General features: G+C 63.3%; 29 protein-coding genes and 1 pseudogene. 21 read left to right on the top strand and 9 right to left on the bottom strand.

All coding sequences use genetic code 11. The features are described 5' to 3' along the window. Window positions 1-43 precede the first annotated feature (43 nt). From HAQ05_RS22205 to yghU, 5 genes are all read left to right on the top strand, one after another. On the top strand, window positions 44-1,060 hold the full coding sequence (locus tag HAQ05_RS22205) for an ABC transporter permease (protein WP_190424644.1): 1,017 nt from the start codon (window positions 44-46) through the stop codon (window positions 1,058-1,060). Between the two features lies 1 nt (window position 1,061). Beyond that, the gene (gene ddpC / locus HAQ05_RS22200; protein ID WP_190424642.1) at window positions 1,062-1,937 is read left to right on the top strand and encodes a D,D-dipeptide ABC transporter permease; all 876 of its coding nucleotides are present in this window, start codon (window positions 1,062-1,064) and stop codon (window positions 1,935-1,937) included. Window position 1,938: 1 nt separating this feature from the next. Further along, the gene (locus HAQ05_RS22195) at window positions 1,939-2,922 is read left to right on the top strand and encodes an ABC transporter ATP-binding protein (RefSeq protein ID WP_190424640.1); all 984 of its coding nucleotides are present in this window, start codon (window positions 1,939-1,941) and stop codon (window positions 2,920-2,922) included. Then, on the top strand, window positions 2,919-3,872 hold the full coding sequence (locus tag HAQ05_RS22190) for an oligopeptide/dipeptide ABC transporter ATP-binding protein (RefSeq protein ID WP_190424638.1): 954 nt from the start codon (window positions 2,919-2,921) through the stop codon (window positions 3,870-3,872). Before HAQ05_RS22195 ends, HAQ05_RS22190 begins: the two co-directional genes overlap by 4 nt. 76 nt (window positions 3,873-3,948) lie before the next feature. Continuing rightward, a complete protein-coding gene (gene yghU / locus HAQ05_RS22185; protein WP_190424636.1) occupies window positions 3,949-4,785 on the top strand; it encodes a glutathione-dependent disulfide-bond oxidoreductase in 837 nt (278 codons plus the stop codon). A gap of 46 nt (window positions 4,786-4,831) precedes the next feature. Here the strand turns inward: yghU and HAQ05_RS22180 are convergent, their stop codons facing one another. From HAQ05_RS22180 to HAQ05_RS22160, 5 genes are read right to left on the bottom strand one after another with little or no spacing between them, the layout of a single operon-like run. Beyond that, entirely contained in the window at window positions 4,832-5,569 is a 738-nt protein-coding gene (locus HAQ05_RS22180) for an amino acid ABC transporter ATP-binding protein (protein ID WP_338050275.1), read from the bottom strand. Further along, complete coding sequence (gene argH / locus HAQ05_RS22175) at window positions 5,566-7,068, bottom strand: argininosuccinate lyase (RefSeq protein WP_190424634.1); 1,503 nt, start codon at window positions 7,066-7,068, stop codon at window positions 5,566-5,568. Before argH ends, HAQ05_RS22180 begins: the two co-directional genes overlap by 4 nt. A gap of 2 nt (window positions 7,069-7,070) precedes the next feature. Next, window positions 7,071-7,751 (bottom strand): amino acid ABC transporter permease, encoded by a 681-nt coding sequence (locus HAQ05_RS22170; protein WP_190424632.1) that lies wholly within the window; start codon window positions 7,749-7,751, stop codon window positions 7,071-7,073. A 7-nt stretch (window positions 7,752-7,758) separates the two neighbouring features. Then, complete coding sequence (locus tag HAQ05_RS22165) at window positions 7,759-8,421, bottom strand: amino acid ABC transporter permease (RefSeq protein ID WP_190424630.1); 663 nt, start codon at window positions 8,419-8,421, stop codon at window positions 7,759-7,761. A 12-nt stretch (window positions 8,422-8,433) separates the two neighbouring features. Then, complete coding sequence (locus HAQ05_RS22160; protein ID WP_190424628.1) at window positions 8,434-9,276, bottom strand: transporter substrate-binding domain-containing protein; 843 nt, start codon at window positions 9,274-9,276, stop codon at window positions 8,434-8,436. Window positions 9,277-9,465: 189 nt separating this feature from the next. On the opposite strand from HAQ05_RS22160, the gene HAQ05_RS22155 reads away from it, so the two are divergent. Continuing rightward, complete coding sequence (locus HAQ05_RS22155) at window positions 9,466-10,368, top strand: LysR substrate-binding domain-containing protein (RefSeq protein WP_190424625.1); 903 nt, start codon at window positions 9,466-9,468, stop codon at window positions 10,366-10,368. A gap of 9 nt (window positions 10,369-10,377) precedes the next feature. Here the strand turns inward: HAQ05_RS22155 and HAQ05_RS22150 are convergent, their stop codons facing one another. After that, window positions 10,378-10,728, bottom strand: a complete 351-nt coding sequence (locus HAQ05_RS22150) for a hypothetical protein (RefSeq protein ID WP_190424624.1) — start codon at window positions 10,726-10,728, stop codon at window positions 10,378-10,380. 379 nt (window positions 10,729-11,107) lie between these two features. Here HAQ05_RS22150 and HAQ05_RS22145 point away from each other — a divergent pair, with 379 nt between their 5' ends. Then, a complete protein-coding gene (locus tag HAQ05_RS22145; protein WP_190424621.1) occupies window positions 11,108-11,347 on the top strand; it encodes a hypothetical protein in 240 nt (79 codons plus the stop codon). Window positions 11,348-11,363: 16 nt separating this feature from the next. Here HAQ05_RS22145 and HAQ05_RS22140 read toward each other — a convergent pair whose 3' ends face one another. Continuing rightward, a complete protein-coding gene (locus tag HAQ05_RS22140; protein WP_190424619.1) occupies window positions 11,364-11,618 on the bottom strand; it encodes a DUF1652 domain-containing protein in 255 nt (84 codons plus the stop codon). 202 nt (window positions 11,619-11,820) lie between these two features. Here HAQ05_RS22140 and HAQ05_RS22135 point away from each other — a divergent pair, with 202 nt between their 5' ends. The 10 genes from HAQ05_RS22135 (at window position 11,821) to pcp (ending at window position 18,574) form a co-directional block, all read left to right on the top strand. Beyond that, window positions 11,821-12,093, top strand: coding sequence for a hypothetical protein (locus HAQ05_RS22135; protein ID WP_190424618.1), 273 nt, complete (start codon window positions 11,821-11,823; stop codon window positions 12,091-12,093). A gap of 167 nt (window positions 12,094-12,260) precedes the next feature. After that, the gene (locus HAQ05_RS22130) at window positions 12,261-12,887 is read left to right on the top strand and encodes a hypothetical protein (protein ID WP_238936566.1); all 627 of its coding nucleotides are present in this window, start codon (window positions 12,261-12,263) and stop codon (window positions 12,885-12,887) included. Next, window positions 12,884-13,312, top strand: coding sequence for a phage holin family protein (locus HAQ05_RS22125; RefSeq protein WP_190424616.1), 429 nt, complete (start codon window positions 12,884-12,886; stop codon window positions 13,310-13,312). Before HAQ05_RS22130 ends, HAQ05_RS22125 begins: the two co-directional genes overlap by 4 nt. Next, a complete protein-coding gene (locus tag HAQ05_RS22120; RefSeq protein ID WP_190424614.1) occupies window positions 13,309-14,151 on the top strand; it encodes a DUF3618 domain-containing protein in 843 nt (280 codons plus the stop codon). The genes HAQ05_RS22125 and HAQ05_RS22120 overlap by 4 nt, the downstream gene beginning before the upstream one ends. A gap of 243 nt (window positions 14,152-14,394) precedes the next feature. Beyond that, window positions 14,395-15,204, top strand: a complete 810-nt coding sequence (locus HAQ05_RS22115) for an energy transducer TonB (RefSeq protein ID WP_190424611.1) — start codon at window positions 14,395-14,397, stop codon at window positions 15,202-15,204. 42 nt (window positions 15,205-15,246) lie between these two features. After that, window positions 15,247-15,990 (top strand): MotA/TolQ/ExbB proton channel family protein, encoded by a 744-nt coding sequence (locus HAQ05_RS22110; protein ID WP_238936565.1) that lies wholly within the window; start codon window positions 15,247-15,249, stop codon window positions 15,988-15,990. 2 nt (window positions 15,991-15,992) lie between these two features. Then, window positions 15,993-16,409, top strand: coding sequence for an ExbD/TolR family protein (locus HAQ05_RS22105; RefSeq protein WP_238936564.1), 417 nt, complete (start codon window positions 15,993-15,995; stop codon window positions 16,407-16,409). 144 nt (window positions 16,410-16,553) lie between these two features. Beyond that, window positions 16,554-16,865, top strand: coding sequence for a hypothetical protein (locus HAQ05_RS22100; protein WP_190424605.1), 312 nt, complete (start codon window positions 16,554-16,556; stop codon window positions 16,863-16,865). Further along, window positions 16,799-17,794 carry a TonB-dependent receptor domain-containing protein gene (locus tag HAQ05_RS22095; protein ID WP_190424603.1) on the top strand — a complete coding sequence of 332 codons (996 nt, stop codon included), beginning with the start codon at window positions 16,799-16,801 and terminating at the stop codon, window positions 17,792-17,794. The genes HAQ05_RS22100 and HAQ05_RS22095 overlap by 67 nt, the downstream gene beginning before the upstream one ends. A 129-nt stretch (window positions 17,795-17,923) precedes the next feature. After that, entirely contained in the window at window positions 17,924-18,574 is a 651-nt protein-coding gene (gene pcp, locus HAQ05_RS22090) for a pyroglutamyl-peptidase I (RefSeq protein ID WP_190424601.1), read from the top strand. A 43-nt stretch (window positions 18,575-18,617) separates the two neighbouring features. On the opposite strand, the gene HAQ05_RS22085 is transcribed toward pcp, so the two are convergent. Next, window positions 18,618-18,827: a hypothetical protein gene (locus tag HAQ05_RS22085; RefSeq protein WP_190424599.1), complete on the bottom strand. Its 210-nt coding sequence runs from the start codon at window positions 18,825-18,827 to the stop codon at window positions 18,618-18,620. Between the two features lie 273 nt (window positions 18,828-19,100). Here HAQ05_RS22085 and HAQ05_RS22080 point away from each other — a divergent pair, with 273 nt between their 5' ends. Together HAQ05_RS22080 and HAQ05_RS22075 are read left to right on the top strand one after the other, a co-directional pair. Continuing rightward, entirely contained in the window at window positions 19,101-19,646 is a 546-nt protein-coding gene (locus tag HAQ05_RS22080; protein WP_190424597.1) for an RNA polymerase factor sigma-70, read from the top strand. Window positions 19,647-19,789: 143 nt separating this feature from the next. Further along, the gene (locus HAQ05_RS22075) at window positions 19,790-20,776 is read left to right on the top strand and encodes a FecR family protein (protein ID WP_190424595.1); all 987 of its coding nucleotides are present in this window, start codon (window positions 19,790-19,792) and stop codon (window positions 20,774-20,776) included. A gap of 95 nt (window positions 20,777-20,871) precedes the next feature. On the opposite strand, the gene HAQ05_RS22070 is transcribed toward HAQ05_RS22075, so the two are convergent. Beyond that, entirely contained in the window at window positions 20,872-21,372 is a 501-nt protein-coding gene (locus HAQ05_RS22070; RefSeq protein WP_190424593.1) for a sigma-70 family RNA polymerase sigma factor, read from the bottom strand. 204 nt (window positions 21,373-21,576) lie between these two features. Between HAQ05_RS22070 and HAQ05_RS22065 the strand changes: the two are divergent. After that, window positions 21,577-21,998 (top strand): annotated as a pseudogene (locus tag HAQ05_RS22065) (ATP-binding cassette domain-containing protein); the annotation flags it as partial. 198 nt (window positions 21,999-22,196) lie between these two features. Beyond that, the gene (locus tag HAQ05_RS22060; RefSeq protein WP_190424591.1) at window positions 22,197-24,626 is read left to right on the top strand and encodes a TonB-dependent siderophore receptor; all 2,430 of its coding nucleotides are present in this window, start codon (window positions 22,197-22,199) and stop codon (window positions 24,624-24,626) included. Window positions 24,627-24,629 lie beyond the last annotated feature (3 nt).

The following is a 24,629-nucleotide window of genomic DNA, read 5'->3' as shown; positions in this document are numbered from 1 at the left end:
CCTGGCGCCCTGCCCATAGGGCGCCCAGCTTTAGAGGTTTGCCATGGCCGTATTGCACCTGCTGCGCAAGCAGCTGCTGGACATTCTGATCGTGGTGGTCGGGGTGTCGCTGATCACTTTCGTGATTTCCCACCTGATACCCGGCGACCCCGCCCGGCTGATCGCCGGCGACCGCGCCAGCGACGACATCGTCGCCAGCATCCGCCACCAGTTGGGGCTGGACTTGCCGCTGTACCAACAATACCTGCACTACATGGGCGATTTGCTGCACGGCGACTTGGGCACGTCGATCCGCACGCACCGGCCGGTACTCGACGACCTGCGCAGGTTCTTTCCCGCCACCGTGGAACTGGCGCTGGCGGCGTTGCTGCTGTCGGTACTGGTGGGGGTGCCCCTGGGGGTTTTGTCCGCGGTATACCCCAACCGGTTGGTCGACCAGGTGGCCCGCACCGTGGCAGTGGCCGGTATCTCCACGCCCGCGTTCTGGCTGGGGCTGGGGCTGATCGTCGTGTTCTACGGGCACCTGGGCTGGCTGCCCGGTGGCGGCCGCTTGGGTGAAGGCACCGAGGCGCCGGCGCCGGTGACCGGGCTGTACCTGGTCGATAGCCTGCTGGCGGGAGATTGGGCGGCCTTTCGCAGTGCCGCCACGCACTTACTGTTGCCGGCAGTGACCCTGGCGTTCGTCAACCTGGGGGTGATCACCCGGCAGATCCGCGCGGCCATGCTCGAACAACTGGGCCAAGACTACATTCGCACCGCCCGGGCCTATGGGCTGTCCCACGCAACCGTGGTGATGCGCCATGCCCTGCCCAATGCGCTGATCCCGTCGATCACCGTGCTGGGCCTGGCCCTGGGCGACTTGCTCTATGGCGCGGTGCTGACCGAAACGGTCTTCGCCTGGCCCGGCATGGGCGCTTATGTGGTCCAGTCGATCCAGGCCCTGGATTTCCCGGCGGTGATGGGCTTCGCCATTTTGGTGTCGTTCATCTATGTGCTGCTCAACCGCTTTATCGACCTGCTGTACCGGCTGGTCGACCCACGCATCGCCAAGGTGAACTAACATGCCCGTGGCCACCATTACCGCCAGCCCCTGGCAGCAGAACCTGGCATGGTTCGCCTACCGGGTACGCCGCAGCCCGCTGATGCTCGCCGGCGTCGGCATCACCGCGCTGGTGCTGTTATGCATGGCCGCCGCCCCTTGGCTGGCGCCCTATGCACCCAATGCGCTAAAGCTCACCGAGCGGCTGCAAGCACCCAGCGCCTTGCACTGGTTCGGCACCGACGAAGTGGGCCGCGACCTGCTCAGCCGGGTGATCTACGGCAGCCGCCAGTCCGTCGGCGTCGGCTTGTTCGTGGCGTTTGCCTCCAGCCTGAGCGGCGGCCTGCTTGGCTGCCTGTCCGGGGTGATCGGCGGGCGCTTCGACCGCCTGACCATGCGGGCGATGGACATCATCCTTTCGGTGCCTTCCCTGGTGCTGATCATGGCCTTGGCCGCCGCCCTCGGGCCCAGCCTGTTCAACGCCATGCTGGCCATCACCCTGGTGCGCATCCCGTTCTACGTGCGCCTGGCCCGCGGCCAGGCCCTGAGTATCCGCCAAATGGCCTATGTGCAAGCGGCGCGAACCTTCGGTGCCGGGCGTTGGCACCTGGTGCAGTGGCACGTGGCGCGCAACGCGGCGCCACCGCTGTTGGTGCAATTCAGCCTCGACATCGGCAACGCCATCCTGATGGCCTCGGCGCTGGGCTTCATCGGCCTGGGCGCCCAGCAGCCCACCGCTGAATGGGGCGCGATGGTCGCCAGCGGGCGCAACTTCATCCTCGACCAGTGGTGGTACTCCACCTTCCCAGGCCTGGCCATTTTGCTCACGGCCATTGGCTTCAACCTGCTGGGCGACGGTGTACACGACCTACTCGACCCACGGCAAAGGGGGAACTGACATGCCCGATGCAGTATTGGCCATCGACAACCTGAGCCTGGAATTCCCGGGCTTTCGCAGCAGTGCCAAAGCGCTCAACGGGGTTACCCTGGCGGTGCGGCCCGGCGAGATCGTCGGGGTGGTGGGCGAGTCGGGCTCCGGCAAGTCGGTGACCGCCATGCTCAGCCTGGGGCTATTGCCCCACGGCCGCTACCGCGTCACCGAGGGCGCGGTACGCTTGCTCGGCCACGACATTCTGGCGCAAAGCGAGCGCCAACTGATGGCGCTGCGCGGGCGCCAGGCGGCGATGATCTTCCAAGAGCCGATGACCGCGCTCAACCCCACCCGGCGCATCGGCCGCCAACTGCTCGACGTGATTCAGCGCCACCAGCGGCTGGGCCATACCCAGGCGAGGGCCAAGGCCGTTGAACTGCTGCGCGACATGCACATCGCGGACCCGGAGCAGGTGCTTGAGCGCTACCCGTTCGAACTCTCCGGCGGCATGCGCCAGCGGATCATGATTGCCCTGGCGTTCTCGTGCGACCCCAAGCTGCTGATCGCCGACGAACCGACCACTGCGCTGGACGTGACCGTGCAGCGCCAGGTGCTGCTGCTGTTGCGCGAAAAGGCGCGGGCACGGGGCACGGCGATCTTGCTGATCACCCACGACATGGCCCTGGTCGGGCAGTTTTGTGACCGGGTGTATGTGATGTACGCCGGCGCCATCGTCGAACAGGGCGCCACCGCGCAGGTGCTGGCCACCCCGTGCCACCCCTATACCCGCGGGCTGCTGGCGTGCCTGCCGGAGCGCGCGCGGCCTGGCAGCGAGTTGCACAGCATCCCCGGCCAGGTCCCAAACCTGGCCGCCCTGCCCACCGGGTGCGCCTTCAAGGCGCGTTGCGCGCAGCGCATGCCCTGCTGTGAAACACGGCCTGGCTTGTTCGCCGCCGGGCCCGCCCACCACCGAAGCGCCTGCTGGCTGCAGGCCGAGGAGACGGTTGCATGAACGCCCTGGCCCCTACCCGCCCGGCCCTGTTAAGCCTTGAGAACATTCACGTTCGTTACCCCGCCGGCCGCGACTGGCTCGGCCGCTCCAAGGGCTACGCCCACGCCCTGAACGGCATCGACCTGGCCCTGGGCGAAGGGGAAACCCTGGGCATCGTGGGTGAATCCGGCTGTGGCAAAAGCACCCTGGCGCAGCTGCTGCTGGGCCTCATCGCGCCGGCCAGCGGCGAGGTGCGCCATGCCTACGAAAGCAACGCCGAACGCCAGCACGCTATCCAGATCGTCTTCCAAGACCCGCAATCTTCGCTGAACCCGCGCTTGCCGGTGTGGAAGATCATCACCGAACCGCTGGTGGTACACCGCCAGGGCCGGCACCGCGACCTTCGCGCGGTGGCCGAGGGCCTGGCGGCCCAGGTGGGTATCCGCGCCGAATACCTGGGGCGCTACCCCCACCAGTTCTCCGGGGGCCAGCGCCAACGCATTGCCATCGCCCGGGCATTATCCTCGGCGCCAGACGTCATCGTGCTGGATGAGCCAACCTCGGCCCTGGACATCTCGGTGCAGGCGCAGATTCTCAACCTGCTCAGCCGGCTGCAACGCGAACGCGGCCTCGCCTATGTGCTGATCTCGCACAACGTGTCGGTGGTGCGGCACTTGGCCGAGCGTGTGGCGGTGATGTACCTTGGGCAGGTTGTCGAAACCGGCGCCACGGCCACCGTGCTGGGCCGCCCGCAACACCCGTATACGCAACTATTGCTCGATGCCGTGCCACAACTGGGCAAGCCGCTGGCGGGCGACACCGCCGCACAGCGCACCGAACTGCCCGGCAACCGCACGCTACCGGCCGGCTGTTATTTTCGTGACCGCTGCCCCAAGGCCGCCGCCGGCTGCGAGCAACCCCAAGCCCTACGCAGGGTCGCGGGCGCCGAGGTGCGCTGCCATCGGGCATAACCGCCGCACAGACGCGGCGGCCGGCAGTCAGGGCGTTCACACCTGCTCATTTCATTCACCCACGAGGCCTGCAAGCATGCCCGACACCTACACCCCCCCTGCCGTTTGGACACCCCCGCAAAGCACCACTGGCCAGTTCGCCAGCATCAACCGGCCGGTGGCCGGTGCTACCCACGACAAAGCGCTGCCAGTGGGCGAGCACCCGTTCCAGTTGTACTCACTGGCCACGCCCAACGGCATCAAGGTGACCATCCTGTTCGAGGAACTGCTCGAACGTGGCCATACCGGCGCCGAGTACGATGCCTGGCCGGTGCGTATCAATGAGGGCGAGCAGTTCGGCAGCGGCTTCGTCGCCATCAACCCCAACTCGAAAATCCCCGCATTGGTCGACCGCCGTGGCAAGGAGCCGGTGCGGGTGTTCGAGTCGGGGGCCATTTTGCTGTACCTGGCCGACGCCTTTGCCGACCTGCTGCCGCAAGACCCCCTGGCCCGCACCGAAGCGCTGAACTGGTTGTTTTGGCAAATGGGCGCGGCGCCGTTCCTGGGCGGCGGCTTTGGCCATTTCTATGCCTATGCGCCAGAAAAACTCCAGTACCCGATCGACCGTTATGCCATGGAAACCAAACGCCAGCTCGACGTGCTCAACCGCCACTTGGAAGCACGCGCCTACATCGCCGGTGCCGAATACAGCATCGCCGACATCGCCATCTGGTCGTGGTACGGCAAGCTGGTGCGGGGCGAGTTGTACAACGCCGGGGAATTCCTGTCGGTGCAGGACTACACCCACGTTAAACGCTGGGCCGACACCATCGCGCAGCGGCCGGCGGTCGAACGTGGGCAACGGGTGAACCGCACCTGGGGCGATGAAGCCACGCAAGTGCCCGAGCGCCATGGCCCGGGGGATTTCGCTTAAGCGCCGGCAGCGGCCCAGCCCCCTCCCCGGGGGCTACTCGCTTGGGCTATAAAACGCTGGCCAGGAACTGCCGAGTCCGCGCCTCGGCTGGCTGGCTGAAAATCTGCGCCGGCGGGCCGGTTTCAACGATGCGCCCGCCGTCGAAGAACACCACCCGGTCCGCCACATCGCGGGCAAAGCCCATTTCATGGGTGACCACGACCATGGTCATGCCTTCGCTGGCCAGTGCCTTCATCACATTCAGGACCTCGTTCACCGTTTCCGGGTCCAGGGCAGACGTGGGCTCGTCGAACAATAACAATTTAGGCTTCATCGCCAGCGCGCGCACGATCGCCACCCGCTGCTGCTGCCCGCCCGAAAGCTGCGCCGGGTAGCCCTCGGCCTTGTGCCGCAGGCCTACGCGCTCGAGCAGCGCCAACGCGGTGTCGCGGGCCTGGGCCTTGTTCATGCGGCCGAGCTTGACCGGCGCGAGCATGATATTGGCCAGTACGCTCATGTGCGGGAACAGCGTGTAATCCTGGAACACCATACCCACCTCTTCGCGCAGTTTGGCCAGGGCCTTGCGGTCGCCAGCATGGGCGGCGCTACCGCCGTGAACCTGCACATCGCCGGCCGAAGGCGCTTCCAAGCTGTTCAGGCAGCGGATGAACGTCGATTTGCCCGAACCGCTCGGGCCGATGATCACCACCACCTCGCCGGCCTCCACATCCAGGTCCACGCCCTTGATCACCTCGTGCTCGCCGAAGTGCTTGCGCAGGCCGCGCACCTGCAACACGCGGCTCACTGCGCAGCCTGTGCTTGGGTGGCGCGCTGCAAACGCTGTTGCGCAGCGGCCAGGCGTTCACGGCGCGCCTGGTTCGCCTGGCGGGCGCTGGCCAGGTGCTGGCCGGCGCGTTGCAAGGCCGGCAGCAACGTGGCCTGGGCCGGGCCGCCGGCCGAGGCGCGGGCTTGCACGTTGGCGGCCGGGTCCAGGCATTGGCGCAGTTGCTGCGGGTCGAGGCCAAGCGGGTGGCCCAACTGCGCCATGGCGCAGGTATCGACCATGGCGCTGTCGATGCGATGGGCTGGCAGGCCAGCGTCCATGGCCATGCGCACGGCCGCACCGACCACATGGTGGGCCTCACGGAATGAAAGGTCCGCCTCGCGTACGATCAAATCAGCCAACCCGGTGGCGGTGGAAAAGTCTTCACCGGCCTTGGCCAGCGCCACGCCGGCGTTCGGCGTGGCGGTACGCAGCACCAGCGCCAGCAGCTTCAGGCAGCGCAGGGTTTCCTCGGCGGCTTCCCAAAAGCCCCGGGTGCCCTCGCGGTTGCCATCGCCGGTATGGGTGAAGTTCGTGCCCTTGACGGTCATGCTGGCGCCCATCAACAACCCTACGATGTGCCCACTGCGGCCCTTGAGGTATTCGAGTACGGTCAGGTTTTTCTTCTGCGGCATGATGCTGGAGGTGGCGGCGACGCTGTCTGGGAAGTCGATCAGCGCGAATTCGTGGGTGCTCCAGACGAAGTAGTCTTGCGCCACGCGGCTCCAGAACACCGCCAACAGGCTCAAGTGCGACAGGCTTTCGAGAATGAAGTCACGTGACCCCACCGCGTCCAGCGCATTGTCGACATAGCCATCGAAGCCCAGCAGCTCGGCGGTGCGCGCGCGGTCGATGGCGAACGGCGTACCGGCGAAAGCCGCCGCGCCCAGCGGGCTCTGGTTCATCGACACCAGGGCCTGCTCCAAGCGCTGGCAGTCCCGTGCCAGCGCTTGCTCCACCGCGGCCAGGTAATAACCGTACGTGATCGGCTGCGCCGGTTGCAGGTGGGTGTAACCGGGCATCACCGTGCTGGCGAAGCGCTCGGCGTTGCCCAGGGCGGCGCCGCGCACCTCATGCAGGGCGTCGAGCACGTCCATCAACACCTCGCGGCAGCGCAGCCGGTCGAGGGTGGCGAGGATGTCGTTGCGGCTACGCCCGGTGTGCAGGCGCCCGCCCACGTCGGCGCCGATCTGGGCGATCAAATGGGCCTCGTAATTGAAGTAGGCGTCTTCACGGGCCGGGTCCAGCGGCACCGCCGCCGGGCCGGCGGCCTCCATGGCGAGTACGCCGCGGGCCAATGTGGCCGCGTGTTCGCCTCGGATCAGGCCACATTCGGCGAGCATGATCAGGTGAGCCTTGTTGATGTCGCCGAGTGCGGCGAACCCGCCGGCAAAGCCTTCCAGCCGAGGGCGGTAGATAAACTCGTTGACCTCCGCGGCGGTGGTTTCCTTCAAGCGACGGCTGACTTTGGACTGTTGCACGATCAAACCCCTTTTGCGCGCATCGCCGGACGACCCAGGCGACGCTCCAGATAACGGCTGAGCCAGCTCAGCGCCGAACAAATTACGAAATACACCAGCAGCACCATGCCGTAGACGCTAAAGGCCGGGCTTACCCCGGTCATCACCGTGGCCCGCTCGATAATGATTTGGCCCACCTTGAGAAACTCCCCGACGCCTACCAGCGCACCCAGCGAGGTGGCCTGCACCAGCATGGTCAGCAAGCCGGTGAAGGCCGGCAGGATGGCCCGCAGCGACTGCGGCACGATCACGTGCAGGTAGATCTGCCAGGGCCGCAGCCCCAGCGCCCAGGCGCTCTTCCACTGGTGGCGCGGCACCGACTCCAGCCCGCCGCGCACAATTTCGATGCCGTTGGCGCTGCCCCATAAGGTCAGCCCGGTGGTGACGGCGGCGAACGGGGTGAAGTCAAGGCCGAGCATCGGCGCCCCGAAAAATATAAAGAACACATTGACGATCAGCGGGATCGAGCGAAACAGCTCCACGTAACCATGAATCGCCCAGCGCAGCGCACGCTGGCGAAAGGTCGCCAGTATTCCGAACAGCGCCGAAATCAAGGTGGTGAACAGCAGGATCACCAGCGCCAAGCGCACGGTCATCCATAGGCCCTTGGCCACGAAACTCCAGTTCTCGATCAAGAAATTCATCGCTACCTCACGGCCGGAACGGGCGTTGCAGGTGGGCCGCCAAGCGCCCGGCGGCCAACGCCAGCAGCGCGACCAACGCCAGGTACAGCACGCAGATGGCGCTGAACATCTCAAGGGCGCGAAAATCCGTGGCGATGCGATCCACCGCGACGAACGTCAACTCGGCCAAACCGATGGCTTGCAAGTACGAGGAGTTCTTCAGCAGTGAGATAGCGGTGTTGAGCATCGCCGGCAGGCTGGTGCGAAAGGCGATGGGCAGGGCGATCAGGCAAAAGTAATGCCATGGGCGCAGGCTGAGGGCAAACGCCGCTTCGTGCATGCCCCACTCCACCGTGGCCAGCCCGCCGCGCACGTTCTCCACCTGGTAGGCGCCGGCCCACAGCGACAGGCACAGCACCCCGGACCAGAACAGCGACAGTTCAAGGCCAATGGCAGGCAGGCCATAGAAGATGAAAAACAACTGCACCAGGATCGGCGTGTTGCGGATCACTTCAACGTACAGCGCCACCGCAGGCCCCAGCAGCGGAACGCGCAGCGCGCGCACGCCACCACCGAGAACGCCGATCAGCAGGGAAAAACCGATGGCCAACAGCGACACCCGCAGGGTCATCAGCAGGCCGGCGAACAACGCCGGCCACTGCGCCAGCAAGTAATTGACGTCGAAATCCATGGCCCGGCCCGCTTACAGTGCTTCAGCCGGTTTGGGCTGCTCGAACACGCTCAGGTAATAGCTTTGGATGTTCTGCGGCACGTAGGCCTGCACCCAACCGCGGAACAGTTTTTCTTCGTGCATGCGTGCCACCGCGGCACTGAGGTAGTCGCGCCAGGCGGCTTCGTTCTTGCGCACGCCGATGGCGGCATCGGAGATCTGAAACGGCTCGCCCAACAGGCGCACGTTGGCATCGTTGGCGGCTACCACCACCAGCGTGGCGGCGTCGTGAGTGTAGGCATCGGCGCGGCCCTGGCGGAACGTTTGCAGGGCATCGGCGGCGCTGTTCATGCGCAGGGTTGTCACATCGGGCATGTGGTCTTCGAACCACTTGGCCTGTACCGAACCCTTGAGCGTGGCCAAGGTTTTGCCCTTGAGGTCGGCGATTTTCTGGATGCTGCTGTCCTTGGCTACCATCACATCGCTGGCCCCCCAGCGGTACGCCGTGGTGAAGTCGATCACCCGTTGCCGCTCCGGGGTCACCCCCAGCGTAGCGATCAGCAGGTCGACCTTGTGGCCCAGCAGTTGCGGCACCCTGTTCTCGGCCGTGACGCAGGTGAAGGCCACCTTGTCTTTGGCGCCCAGCGCCCATTCGGCGATCTGCCGGGCCATCTCCACCTCGACCCCGGCAAATTCGCCGGTATCATCCTGGAAACCATAAGGCGGCTGGTCACAGCGCACACCGGCGCGCAATTGCCCGGCTTGCTTGATGTCGTCCGGCACCGCCGGCAATTCTGCGGCGCAGGCCAAGCCAAAACCCTGGGCGGCCATGGCCAGGGTGAATGCACTTGCGAGGTGTTTGAACGATAACTGCATGGTGCCTCCTGGTTGATTACCTGTGTGCCCCGATAGAAAACGGCGTATCGAACTACGTACGGCAGGCGAAAGGAGGTGAGGCGCGGGCGGCATCTGTGTGCTTTGCGTAGGCACCGTTATAAAGCCTCTGGCCCATGCCAACAAATCACAATACAGTAGCCATGCATACCATTTTGATATGGCCAAACCATGAACTTTAAGCAAGTCGAAGCGTTTCGTGCGGTGATGCTGAGCGGCTCGATGACCGCGGCCGCCGAAGCGCTACACACCTCCCAGCCCAATATCAGCCGGCTGATCGCGCAGTTGGAGCGCGCCAGCGGCTTTAAATTGTTCGAGCGCAGCGGCGGGCGTTTGCAAGCCACCGACGAAGGCGCGGCGTTGTTCGCGGATGTCGAGCGCGCGTTCATCGGGTTGCAAAGCATCGAAGACGCCGCACTGAACATCCGCCGCGGTGGCACCGGCCGGCTGCGTATCGCGGCGGTGCCGTCGCTGTCGCTCACGGTACTGCCGCATGTGATCCAGCGTTTTCGCCAAGAACACCCGGGCGTCGCGATTTCTATTCACACCCACGATTCGCCAGCCGTGGCGCGTTGGGCCGCTTCGCGATTCTGCGATGTGGGGTTGGCGTCCTATGTGGGGGAGCAAACACCGGGAGTGATTGCGAAGGTGCTGTGCGATGTGCCTGGGGTGTGCGTCTTCCCACGCGGGCACCGCCTGCAAACGCTGGCGAGCGTGACCCCCAACGACCTTGAGGGTGAAGAGTTCATCTCCTTGTTGCACAACGACGGCTCCCGCGCCCGCATCGACCGGCTATTCCCGGAAACCAAAGGGTTTCGCCGCATGAACCTGGAAACGCCTTACGCCGCCACCATTTGTTCGTTGGTGGGGCTGGGCTTGGGGGTGGGCATCGTCAGCCCGCTGGTGGCACAGGAATGCCGGCACCTGAGCATCGATACCCGGCCTTTTTTGCCGGATATTCGCTTCACCACCTACCTGCTGTTGCCCAGTGACCGGCCACACAGTGTGCTCGCGCAGCGTTTTGCCCGGTTGATCGGGCAAATGCTCAGCGACGCCACCCAGGCTTGGCGGTAAACCCCGCGGTTACCCGCAAGGGGCCTGCGCCGGCGAAGGCGCCACGAGCCTTGCGCCCTGCCGGCTGGCCCGAGGCTCCCGGGCCGGGGCGGTGCTGGCGCGGATACCCGTGACGGGGGCCTCGATGAACTTTTCAGCCGGTGGGTAGCGCTGGGTATACACCACGTAGAACTCTTGCTGCCCATGATGGCGGTTCTCGTAGATCATCAGCACGTTCATGCAGAACACCAACTCCCGGGCACGCCGGATGCTAGGGTGCTGGACCAACTTGAACCAGAGTTTGGGGCAATGAACGATGATCCTGACAGCAACCCGCCCTTCTTTGCGTGCCAGCGCCAACTCAGCGAATAAACGCTCCATTTTCTTCCATCCTAGGAAGGCATGCTGCGAGCTATCGCTTCGCGCGTGGCCCGGCCGGCACCTTCGGTATGCCCGGCAGTGAGATATCTTCGCCCGTATTCAGCCCTGCGCCGCCGCGGATAACCCTTTGAAAAACCAGCAACGGCTTACTGTTCCAAGGCGTTTGTAGGCCCGCTACGAGGGCCAAGGATCTCTGCGCCTCAGGCAGTAGAGGCCCGCGCCGGCCGTTCGTGCGGCGCATGCGACCAGCGGCCGGGGCCAGGCGCTTATTAAGAAGCGCGCGCCCTGAGTGCGTGCGGCGCAATTACCGCACGCTTGTCGAACGGCGCGTGAAAACAACGCTATGGTAAATAAGTGCGCCCTCAACGAGGCAAGAGCGATGAACGATGAAGTGCTGGCGATCTGCTTGTTTCTGGCCACCCGGCCCGCGTTATTGGCCGACCTTAGAGGCTTTTCGGCGGCCCCTGCCGAGTTCGGCGCCATGACCGTGGAAGATTTACGCTATGACACGGTGATCGATGCGATGCGTAGCGTCGCGTATGGCCAAGGCATAACCCTTGACGACTTGGTGGCGCAATTGCTGGACACCGAGCCGGCCGCCGCGTCGGTGATGCATTAGGCATGCACCTGCCGGCTTAGGGCGCGTTGGCTGCGCCGTAGCGGCTAACGATATGCCGCAGCCGCGCTTCTTCCTTGAGCTCGGCCACCAAGGCGGCGATGGCCCGGCTATTGGTAAGCTGCACGGTGGAGATACCACTGACCACCAGGGCCACCGCGCCGGTGTGCGGGTCGAGCAGTTGCACGTTCATGGTGCCGTCCATGCTCAACTGGCAATCGCAACGGTAGGGCAAAAAAGCGGTTTCCATGATGCGCCGCAGCTCTAACACCATCGCACCCTCCCAACACTGAACCTGTTACGCCAATGTTTAGCCTGCCGCCCTTATGTAAAGGCGCCCATGCAGTGTAGATGACCGCCGCTTCGCTTGCCGAACCTCTATGCCACCGGTCGCATGGGCAACAATAAATCTATCGTTGCAACGGCGGCGTGTTCCAAACAACTGCGGCCACACCCGGTCAATTGCAGGAGGCATCGTGGACACGCTCAAAAGTGCGCTTGCGCAGCTCAACCCGCCCGTGGAGCACCAACTGGAGTTCCGCGACCGCATCATGCATTTGGAGTTACGCGACCCCAGCGTACCGGCCCAGGTAGAGCGTGTGCTCAAGCCGTGGGAATACCAAAGCGCCGACCTGCTGTATGTGATCATCCTGCACGCGATCAACGAACTGCGCGGCAAGGGTTCCAATGCCCCGTTGCGAACCTTCCGGATCAACCACGAGCACCGGATCGACTGGAGCGAATGCTAAGGCGCGGCGGCTTGCGGGGCCGCCCGCTAAGCGCCTGCGCGGTCACTGATCACACGGTGTGAACTCTGCGCGTTTCCCCACCGTCATCCCCTTGAATGGCCGTAGAACGTTCGCCCGGCAAGCCGTGCAGTGTGCCCCGCGTTTATTCAAACAAAGGGAGAATCAGCATGAGCCAGAATGACCACGCAGCCCGGGAGGGTGGGCCTTCGGTGCCATCGCCGGAGCCTCTTCGCCATGTCGCCGAGGAAGCGGCCAGTGCGCTGGACGAGGCCAAAGAGCAAGGTGCAGAGCAGTATGAACGCTACCGTGATGTCGCCGCCCAACACATCGATTCATTGGTCGAAGGCGCCAAGCAAGCGGCGGGGGCACTGCAAGGCAACGATTCGTTGGGGCTTTCCCAGTACCTGACCCAATGGGCCACAGGGCTTAGCACATTCGCCGACCAGGTGCGCGAGCAAAGTGCCGAGGACTTACTGCACAAAGGTGCGCGATTGGCGCGGGATAACCCCGCCCTGTTCGTGGGTGCCAGCGTGGCCGTCGGTTTCGGTTTGTCGCGTTTTCTGCGCGCCAGCGGCACGCAGCCGGCACCGGCCGCTGCCGAGGCGCCCACCTTCAGCGCCGCCCCGGCGGATGAGCCGGCAGTGCCCGCACTGGCCAGCGCACCGGCCGAAACCGCGGGGGCTGCGCCACCGGCGTTGGGCGCCACCCCGGACCCACTGGGTGAACCGGCCAGTTACCCCGGCAGCGCCAGCCCGTACGACGAAAAAGGCAACTTCAAAGGGGACCTGACATGAGCGTTGACCCATTCGAAAAACCTGCGGCGCCCGTTGAACCCAGCCTGGACAGCGCCTCCATCGGCGGCCTGCTGCGCCAACTGGCCCGCGAGGTTCCGCAGCTGCTGAGCAAGGAACTGGCCCTGGCCAAGGCCGAGCTGCAGCAAAGCCTCAACAGTTTGAAGGCCGGTACCGCCGCCGTGGCCGGCGGTGCAGTGGTGGTGTTAGCTGGGTTAATCATCTTATTGCTGGCGGCCGTATATGGCTTAAGCCTTTACCTGGCGCCCTGGTTGGCCGCGCTGATCGTAGGCGCGGTGACGCTGATCGTAGGCGCGGTGATGCTTCAAAGCGGCAAGAAGCAATTCGAACCGTCACATTTCACCCCAGACAAAACCCTGCATGCGATGCAGCAAGACAAGGACACGTTGAAGAGGAAAACCCTATGAGCCCCTCGTTCGAGACCGAATCCCATAAAAGCCCGCAAACCCTGGAGCGGGAGATCGACGCCAAGCGCACCAGCATCAGCCATATCGTCGATTCGTTGGAAAGCCGGTTCACGCCGGGGCAGTTGTTCGACCAGGCGCTGGCCTACACCAAAGGCCATGGCGGCGAATTCTTCCAGAACCTTGGCACCACGGTGAAGAATAACCCCCTGCCCACGGTGTTGGCCGGCGTAGGCTTGGCGTGGCTGGCAATCAACCAGAACAAGCCGTTTCGCCCTGGCCCGCCTGCCACCGGCCCCGGCTTGGGCGAGCAACTGAGCCATGCGGCGCAGCACGTCAGTGATGCCTTGTCACAGGTGGGCGACCGGCTGCACAGTGCCTCGGACACCGCCAGAGACAAGGCTGGGGCCTTCAAAGGCAACGCCGCGCAGCTGTCTGATCGTGCAACCGATTCGCTGAACGCCTCGGCCGGCCAGGTGCGCCAAGCCGCCCACGACACCCGGGAGCGCGCCCACAGCCAAGCCGTTGAGCTAAAAAGCCAGTTCAACCGCTTGGCCCAGGAACAGCCGCTGGTGTTGGCAGCGGTCGGCATCGCCCTGGGCGCGGCCTTGGGCGCGTGCTTGCCCAGCACCGACAAGGAAAACGAGCTGCTGGGCGATGCGCGCGACGACCTGGCCGCCAAGGTCAAAAGCAAAGGCCAGCAAGCCTACGCCGAGGTCAAGGACAGCGTTAACCAGGCTGGCGAAGCCGCGGCCGCAGGGCCGCCCAGCGGTGCCCCCAAAGTGGCGCCGCCGGCCACCGACGGCACAGACTTGTCGGCAGGGTTGGGGATGAACCCCTGAGCGATGCCCGGTGCGCGATCCTGGGTGCCGGGCACCGCCCATTCAAACGCCGCCCGAGCCATTCTGGGTTGGGCCCAGGCGGGTGCCATCGTTTGCCTCGGCTCCCTGCACCGCTCGCACAGGGGGCTAAATAGCACATCTTTACCTGCAAAAAACCTCAAACAGCACTGTCACTTTCCCGCTGTCATTGCACATAGGTGATAACAGGCCGCCATTCGGTCAGCCACTGCAAGAGACTGCGCCATGAGCCGCCTGGATATTCGTTTGGGCAACCCTTTACCGTGCGGCGGCTGGATCGCCGAAACCCGCTGTGCTGCAGCCGAACCCCTCAGCCGGGACCGCGGCTGGCTTATTGGCGGTGCAGTGCTGGCGATTCATGTGCTGTTACTGCTGGGGCTGCTGCTCAAAGGCGCACCCAAGCAGCTCAGCGTGGTCAGCGCCCCCGCCGCGCCAGCGAGCGTTCGGGTAACCATGGTTGCCGCGCCCGCCATCGTGCCCGCCGAAGCGAACAGCCCCACACCAGTTGCGCCCGCCACGCCGGCGCCAGCGGTGATGACCAGCGCCAGCGCCGAGCGCACGGTGGTATCGCCACCACCAACATTACCCGCGCCGGCCAGGCCGCAACCGGCCAAACCGCGCACCCCACCGGTGCGGCGCCCGGTGCAGGCAACGCCGCCCATTAGCACCGAGCAGCCCCAGGACGCGCCGCCGGCGGCGGTTTCGGCGCCCCCGGCCGAGCATGTAGAGCCGGCCCTGCAACTGCCCGCTGCAGGCCCCAAAGACATCAATACGGTGGGTTGCCGCGTGCCCGCTCCCGAATATCCGCGCCAGGCCAAGCGGCTGAAAATTGAAGGCGAGGCCGTGATCCGCTTGGTGGTGAACGCGCAAGGCCGGGTCGACCAAGCCGACATCGCACACAGCTCTGGCGATGCCGCCCTGGACGCCGCCGCGCGCCAGGCCGTACTGGGCGCCGTCTGTACTCCTTACCTAGAGAACGGCCTGGCGGTGGCGGTACGCGCTCTGCAACCGATCAGTTTCCGTCTCACCCGTTAGGCCACTGTTTTTTTGAGGTAAGCGAACATGCAGGAATTAGCTATGAATGATGCCTGGGCCCAGGCTGACGTGGTGTCACGCAGCATTGCCGTGGCCTTGCTGACCATGTCGGTGCTGTCATGGAGTGTGATAGTAGCCAAGGCCTTGCAACTGCTGCGCTTGCGCAGCATGACCCTGCGGGCCAGAACACGTTTTTGGCACGCCAACAGCTTCCAGGAGGACGTCCAAGCGCTGGGCGCGGCGCGCGATAACCCCTATGTAGCGCTGTCGATCGCCGGCCATGCCGCCGACGCCCATCGCTACCAACGTAGCAGCGAGTTACACACGCAGTTCGACCTCAGCGACTGGCTGGCCCGTTGCCTGAAGGATGTGCTGGATGACCGAGTCGCCCACATGCAGCCTGGCTTGGCCATTCTCGCCTCGATCGGTAGCACCGCGCCCTTCGTAGGGCTGTTCGGTACGGTGTGGGGGATTTATCACGCGCTACAGGTGATCGGTATCAGCGGCGATGCCTCCCTGGCCCAGGTCGCCGGCCCCGTGGGTGAATCGCTGATCATGACCGCTTTTGGGCTGTTCGTGGCTATCCCCGCGGTGCTGGGCTATAACGCCGTGGCCCGGCGCAATAAAGCCGCGGTCCACCAGCTGAACCGCTTCGCGCACGACTTGCACGCCTTCTTCCTTACCGGTGCCCGGGTGAGCAGCGACCCTGCCCCGCTGGCCAAGCCCGCGGGCCAGCACAGCACGCCGTTTGGCGCAGTGGCCGCCGCCGGGGCAGGCAAGCCATGAGTATGTCCAACTCCTTATTCGAGGGCGGTGACGACTTGGTCACCGACATCAACATGACCCCGTTGATCGACGTGATGTTGGTGCTGCTGATCATTTTCATCATTACCCTGCCGGTGATGACCCACGCGGTAAAAGTGGACCTGCCACGAGGCGATGCCCCCGGCAGCGTGCAGGAAGACCACCCGGTGGACATTTCTATCACGGCCGATGGCGGCATCCTGTGGAACAAGCAAGCGGTAGACGATGGGCAACTGCAGCAGAAAGTCGCCGAAAGCGCCGCACAGGTGCCCGCGCCGACGCTGCGCGTATTCGCCGATGGGCAGGCGCGTTATGAACGCGTCGCTCACCTGCTGGCCGCCGCACAGAGCGGTGGTTTGTCTAAAATCGATTTTGTGACCCAGGCCACCACCGCCCCCTGAGCCCCCTGGCCACCCCGTACAGGTGGCAGGTCGCCAGCCCCGCCTGTGTCGGCGGCGTGCGCCATGCTATGCTTTTGCGCTGCCGCCCGCAGGCAATGCCCAGCCACCCGACATAACGACCGGTCATTACACGACGGAGTTTCCATGGCCGACGCCGCCGATTCCTACTACCCGCCCAGCGTGCCGTGGAGCCTGTTCCATGGTGACCCGCAACTGGCCGATTTTTTCTTCAAGCGTTGGCGTTGGCACGCCAAGGCAGGCCACATCGAAGTGTCCCGCCGGCCATTCTGGCGGGGCGGCAAAGGCACCGCCAGCGCCGCATTGGTGCACAATGCCGCCCCGCAGGTGTTCTGCGCGGTAGCTTCAACACCGGCCCGCTCAAGCACGATGTGCTGCTGGGCGTCGACTACTTGCACAGCAACAACACCCAATACGAATTGGGCGACGGGCAGTTGATCACCACCGGCAATGTGCTGGATTCAGATACGCTGGATTTCCCGCACATCCCCCGTGCCAGGGATAAAAGCTACGACAGCCGTAACATCCAGCGCGGGCTGATCCTGCAGGATCAAATAACCGTGCTGGAGAAGCTGCACTTGCTGTTTGCCGGCAAGGAATCTGTGTGGGAAAGCCAGACCAACATAGTGGGTGGCGCGTCCACGCCCTATCGCGAGACCAAATGGGTGCCCAACTACGGGATCGCTTATGACCTCACGCCGGAAATCACCGCGTACGCCAACGTACTGCATGGTTTTTCAGGCAGTGCCAACATCGACCGCAGCGGCAACGCACTGCCGCCGAGCAGCAGCACCGCCAAGGAAGTCGGCCTGAAATTCAGCCTGCTCGATGATCGTTTCACCCTGACCACCGCGCTGTTCGACATCAAGCAGACCAACGTGCCATTGGAGGACCAGATGGGCCAGTATATCGGTGCCGAAGGCCGCCACAGCAAAGGGTTCGACCTCGACCTCAACGGCCAGATCGTGCCGGGCTGGAACCTTACCGCCAGCTACACCTATTCGAAGTTCGAAGACCCCGGCGAGGTCAATGGCGAGGTGAACAAGGTCACCGGGCAACCCAAGCACTCCGCCAACGTGTGGACCACCTATGAGCTCCAGGACGGGCCGCTCAAAGGGTTCGGTGCTGGTATCGGTGTGACGGCCGCCAGCGATATGCTCAGCGGCTATCGCACCAGTACCTACTTCAATGTGGCAGGTTATGCCCAAACGGATATGTCGGTGTTCTACCATCAGAAGAATTGGTCGTTGAATCTGGGGGTCAAGAACCTCTTCGACCGGGATATTTATTCCTACAGCACCTCGGTTTATTATCTAGGTGTTAAAGATGGCCGCACAACACGCTTAACCGCAGAGTACCGCTTCTAACTATTATTGCTTGGCGACGGGCCATTATAGTAAATACTCTGCCCCCTGGGACGTCGCTTCGGCTTCAATGCTTTTATTGTAAGCGGATAGCGAAGTTAGCGTTTACGCATGCCTTAATTAGGACTACCTGTGAGCCAAACGGTATTATTGGCGGCCTTCGAGCCTTTTAATGGCGAGGCCCTCAATCCTTCTTGGGAGGCGATTAAAACGCTGCAGGGTTACACGGCCATACCCGGGCTGCGTATTGCCTGCCAGCCACTACCGTGCGTGTTTGAGCGCGCGTTGCAGGTGCTGGAACACGCCCTCGCCGCGCTGCGGCCCAGCGTGGTCATCGTTGTGGGCCAGGCGGGGGGCCGGCCAGATATCACCTTGGAACGGGTGGCAATTAACCTGGACGACGCACCCATGGTGGATAACGCCGGCCAACAACCGATCGACACGCCGGTGATCGACGGTGCACCGGCAGCGTATTTCACCACGCTACCGGTGAAAGCCATCGCCCAGGCACTGCACGAAAATGGCATCCCGGCCAGCCTCTCTTACAGCGCCGGCAGCTACGTTTGCAACCATGTTTTCTACGGCTTGATGCATGTGCTGCGCCACCGACCCAGGGTTCGCGCGGGCTTTGTGCACGTTCCTTATACGCCGGCGCAAGCGGCGTATTACCCCGGCGCACCGAGCATGGCCACCACGCAGGTGGCGGATGCCATGGTCATCACGGTGAAAGCTGCGCTGGATGACCTGCAGCACCTGCCCCTCCCAACCGGCGCTTCACATTGAGCGGCCTACCCGCTCGAACCTAAAGCCAACCCGCTGGATATCACTACTGCCCGCCTTCACCTCGAAACGTCGGCCGTTGCCGGCTGGTGATCGCGTTGTAAACCAGCGGTTTGCCGTCGCCGCCGGGGATGGCGAGACATTGCCCGCCACGCTGCACGGTTTGCAATTGCCCCCAGGCGGTGCCAGGCGCCAACCCCATGGCCGCCACATCGGCGCTGGCCTGCAACAGGCTTTGCCCCAGGCGCTCGGCCACCTTCGGCTTCTCCCAGGCGATGCCACGCGGGGCGTTTGGGGCGAAGGGCTGGCGCCAGGCGCCCCCGGCTTTTTGCAGCCACTGGATCCAAGCGCCATCCCGCGCGCCAGTACAGTGCGCACACTCCAAAAACGCGAATGATACGCACCAGCATAAGGCGAGACATCTTGAATATAACCTTTTCGTATTTGACAATGATAATCAACAACCATAATGTCGTCGCCGTCTTAAGGTTATCGCCACCTTGTCAACCTCGGCCGCAAAGGTATCGCCATGCAGGAATCAGGCACTACAGCCCACGCCGTCAATGAATTCGCTCCGCTGCTCCAAACCTTGATCGACCACCGCGCCGGCTTGGTCAAGACCGCCGCCAGAATCACCGGTTGCCCCAGCCGGGCTGAAGACGTGGTACAGGATGCATTTCTCAGGGTGTCGGGCATGACGCTCGATACCCTGCCCTTCAACACGCAACTCAATTATGTATTCCGGATCGTGCGTAATCTGGCGATCGACCACTATCGCAAGCAGTCAATGGAACAAAAGTACTTCGTCAACGATGAAAACGACTTGAACTCGGCGCCGCAGTTGGCCAACCCAGAGTCGATCAATGTCGACCGCCAAACATTGGGCAAGGTCGACAGCGCGCTGGCGCAACTGCCAGCGCGAACGCGCTATGCGTTCATCATGTATCGCGTGTACGGCGAGCAGCAAAAAGACATCGCTGCAGAGCTGGGCGTGTCGCCCACGCTGGTGAACTTCATGATTCGCGACGCGCTGGTGCACTGCAAAAATTCCGTGGTGCAAGCCCAAGGCCGCTGAGGTCGCCCCCCCCGGCCCGGCATTGGCCCCCGGCGTTTCACCCGGCGCGCCGCCGGGCAAAGCCGGCCGCTATGCGCCGGGGTATTTAGCTGTATAATTCGCGGACCATTCGGTACAAGAACTACCCCGCCCGGTAGCCCGCGATGTCCAGCCACGCCTCCCCCGACCCTTCCAGCGACCGCATCAGCGATGAAGCGGCGCGCTGGTGCATGCGCTTGCATGAGCAGGACTTGCCCGCGCAGGAGCGCGAGCGCTTCGAGCAATGGCTGAACAGCGACCCGGCCCATCGGCGTGAATTCGACGCCATGATGGAAATCTGGACCATCAGCGAATTCCTGCCCACGCCGCACCCAGCCGTCGGCACGCCCGCGCCACGGGCCAGGCGCGCGATTAAGCGGCCCTGGGTGGCGGCCGCGGTGCTGCTTGCCGGGCTACCGATATTAGGCCTGGTCGGCTGGGAGCAAGGCTGGGTACCCAACGATTATCAGCGTTATCAAAGCGGCGCGGCCACTCGCGACGTCACCCTGGCGGATGGCTCACATGTACAGTTGAACCTGGGCACGCAGCTGGCCTATGCCAACTACAAGGACCGGCGCAGCGTGACCTTGGGCAAAGGGGAAGCCTATTTCGAGGTGAAGCACGACGCCAGCCACCCCTTTATGGTGGATGCCGGGCCGGGGCAGGTGCGCGTCACGGGTACTAAATTCAATGTGTGGAGCTACCAGGACGAAGTGGTCGTGACCCTGACAGAAGGGTCGGTGAAAGTCCTCAGCGACCGGCGCAAGCCCGCGCAAGTGGCCTACCTTTCGCCCGACATGCAGGCGCGTTATAACCTGCACACCTTCAGCCCTGAGGTCAGTGCCGCATCGCCCAGCGATGCGCTGGCCTGGCGCGAGGGCAAGCTGGTGCTGCGCGATGTCCCCCTCGACCAAGCGCTGGCGCAGATCAATCGTTACTTGCCCACCCCTATTCACCTGGCCGACCGACCGACCGGGCAATTGCGCATTGGAGGTATCTACAACACCGCCAATATAGCCAGCCTTGTCGAGGCGCTGCCGAAGGTGTTGCCGGTGTACCTGAGCCATAATGATGAAGGTGAAACCGTGGTTCAGCGCAAGGGTGGGCTATAGCGGTTAACGCCCGTTCGCCAAGGGCACGGCCAGCCCAACCGTTCTACCGCTGCGCCGGCGCGGGCCCGCTAACGTTGCGCGCAGGGCCGGGAAGGTCAGCGTTGTTCCCACTCGCGCATTCTCACGCGGCAGTGCTTCATGGCATTGACGATGTGCTTTTCAACCATGGCCTTGGACAAGCCGAGGCGCTCGGCGATTTCCGGGTGCGACAGGCCATTGAGCTTGCGCAACAAAAAGCATTGCCGGCACGGCGCATTCAGTTCACCCAGCGCACGTTGGAGCAACGCCAGGCGTTCGTCGTGGGCCATGCTCGCCAGCGGGGGCGCCACCCAGGCGCCCTCTTCGGCCTCCAGCACCTCCAGCGGTTCGGCGCGGCGCACACTGTTACGGCGGTGGCCATCGATAATGAGGTTCTGCGCGGTGCGATACAAAAATGCCCGCGGGTGCTCGATCTGGACAGCGTCGCAGCGCTCGAGGATCCGCACGTAGGCGTCATGGGCAATATCCTCGGCCAAATGCCGGCTGCCGATGCGCAAGCTGACGTAGTTCACCAGCTCGCGGTAATAGTGTTCTAGCAGGGCACCGGGGCGGGACATCGACAACGCCTTCCTGGGCTGTTCATCTAGGGAAACCGGCATAAAGGCCAATGAGCGGCATGCCGAGGGCGTAAATTATAATAATTCTCATCAACTTAAAAGCCGCTTTTACAATTTAGACCACCGCTTGGCTAACATTGCTGGGCCGGGGCCGTCCATTCAGCGCCAGGCTGGCGTACATCTATTAGCGCGTGGCGCCCAAGGCAAACCACCCTGATCACATTGCTGCTAGGGCCGTACCCGCCACGGCAGGGGGAAATACGCCCAACCGGCGACGCCCATCGGCAGGTGTTCACCACCGCATTTGCTGACCAGTACCTGTTCGATGACCCGCACATGGGCGCCCAGCAGATTCTGGAAATGCCGAAATTTACCTGCAATGGCTGGACATCGCGCACAAAGCCAGCATCCACGACGGCGTATTCACCACCACAGGCCTCTCCACCGGGCAACACAAGCGCCGCGCCTTGATCAATGCCTGGCTCGAAGCGCGGCCGGTGCTGGTGTTCGACGAATGGGCCGCGGACCTGGCCCCCACCTTCCGCCGTGTGTTCTATCCCGAACGGCTCCCCGAACTTAAACGCTTGGGCAAAACCCTCATCGCCATCAGCCATGACGAACGCTATCCCGCGGGGCCGCCCAATAGGTACGCCTGGAAGCCGGGTGAGCGCGTGTGAAGCCGTACGCCGAATGAAAAATAGGGATAGGAATGATTTGTAATTCTGGTTTTTCACACATGGTGCGTCACAAGGTAGCCAGCATCGGGCGCGTGTTTTGGGCTACCTCAACACACCGCAGCACACCTATAAGCCACGAGCATCGAAATGCCAACACACTACACGCTGAATCACCTGACCAAAGCGTTTCGCATCCGCCATGTGTTCAACGCCCGCCTTCCGGCGCTGGGCCTGTTGATAGCACTGCCGCTCGCCGCTCAAGCGCAGCAGTGGACGCTGAATATCCCGGCACAATCGCTAGGCTCGGCCCTGCAGGCGCTTGCCCAACAAACCGGCGCCCAGGTGCTGTACAACTCGGCCGACGCCGACAACCTACAGACCCACGCCGTGAGTGGGCGCTATGGGCTGGGGGAGTCGGTGCGCCAATTGCTGCAGGGCACGGGGCTCAATTACCAGTTGGACGGCAATACCGTCACCGTGGTGAGGGCGAACGACGGCGCGCTGCAACTGGGCCCGATCAATGTCAATACCACCGGGCTGGGGGCTACGACTGAGGGGACGGGGTCTTACACCACAGGTTCGACCAATACCGCCACCAAGATGAACCTGTCATTGCGCGAGACGCCACAGTCGGTCAGCGTGATGACCCGCCAGCGAATCGACGACCAAAAGCTCAACCGCCTCACCGACGTATTGGAGCAAACCCCAGGCCTCAACGTCACCTACAGTGGCATGGAACGCTTCGATATTTATTCCCGTGGCAGCGCGATCACCAACTATCAAATCGACGGTATCACGACGATCACCGAAAGCCAGACCCGCACCATCCCGCAGACGTCCATGGACATGGCACTGTACGACCGGGTAGAAGTGCTGCGCGGCGCCAGCGGCCTGATGGTCGGCTCCGGCGACCCGGGCGGGCTGATCAACCTGGTGCGCAAACGCCCCACCAAGGATTTCCAGGCCTATGTTCAGGCCGGTGCCGGTTCCTGGGACCTATACCGTACCGAAGCCGATGTGTCCGGCCCCTTGACCGAAGATGGGCGCATTCGTGGGCGCCTGGTAGGCGCCAAACAGACGCAAAACAGCTTCATGGATTGGTACGGCACCCAGCGGGACATCCTCTATGGAGTCGTCGAAACCGACCTGAGCGACACCACTGTATTGAGAACAGGCATCGACTATCAAAAAATGGAAATCGACGGGGCCGCCGGGGTGCCGTTGATCTATAGCAACGGCCAGCGGGCCTATTATTCGCGCTCCACCAGTGTCGGCGCGCGCTGGGCCAAAGACGAGATCGAAACCTATAACTACATCGTCAACCTGGAACAACAGTTGCCCTATGACTGGTCGCTGAACGTTGCCGCCAATTACATGGACATCGACCGTTCGACGTTGATCGGCAACTACCTGTTCAAAGACGTGGGCACCCTGCCCTCGCTGAACCAACAAACCGGCAGCGCCCGGGCAGACCGGGGCAAGTCCAGCGCCGACCAGACGCAAAAAGGCCTGAACGTTACCCTGCAAGGGCCATACGACCTGTTCAACCGAACCCATCAACTGGTGCTGGGCTTCAACTACGGCAGCTACAAGAACGACCACATCGCTTACAGTGACGGGATATCCAACCTTTTCAATTTCAACACTTGGGACAATTACCTGCCGCGTGGCACTACGTTCACGCCCAGCTTCACCATGCAAACCAAGTACCTGCAACGCGGGGCCTTCGTCGCCAACCAATTCAAAGTCACAGACGCGGTCAGCGTTATCCTCGGTGCCCGCACCTCGGATTTCAGCTACGACTACAACCTGACGTACTTCTCCTCCGTCGCGCCCTCATCGTCGAAAAAGCGCGAGCATGGCCAGGTTTCGCCGTATGCAGCCGTGGTGTACGACCTCACACCCGAGCAGTCGGTGTATGTCAGTTACACTGACATCTTCCAACCCCAGAGTTATCAGGATCGCACCGGCGCGGTGCTTGAGCCTGTCACCGGCAGCAACTATGAGGCGGGCTGGAAAGGCGAGTTCCTCGACGGAAGGTTGAACGCCGCCGTTGCCGTTTACCGGGTCGAGCGCGACAACCTGGCCGACGTCGACACCGGCTACTACGTCCCCGGTACCACCACACAGGCCTACAAAAACATCGATGGGGCGACCACCAAGGGTTATGACGTCGAGGTAACAGGCCAAGTCGCGCCCGGCTGGAACGTGACCGGTAGCTTTACCCACTCCGTCACCAAAGATCAAGACGGTGATCGCGCGATGACCTCGCTGCCGGCCGACATGCTCAAGCTGTGGAGCACCTACAAACTGCGCGGTGACTGGGACAAACTGACTGTCGGCGGCGGCCTGAACTGGAATGGCCCGACCTACGCCAAGTTTGGCCAATACAAGGTGGGCGAAGGTGACTATACGGTGTTCAACAGCATGGCTCGCTATCAGGTCAGCAAACACCTGGCCACCACGCTTAACTTCAACAACATCTTCGATAAGAACTACCTGGCCAGCGTCAAGGGCGCCCAGGGGTTGTATGGGGAACCGCGCAATTTCATGGTGAACGTGCGGTACGACTTCTAACGC

The organism is Pseudomonas typographi (assembly GCF_014694385.1).
GTDB lineage: Bacteria > Pseudomonadota > Gammaproteobacteria > Pseudomonadales > Pseudomonadaceae > Aquipseudomonas > Aquipseudomonas typographi.
This window is presented reverse-complemented; position numbering and strand designations above follow the sequence as displayed.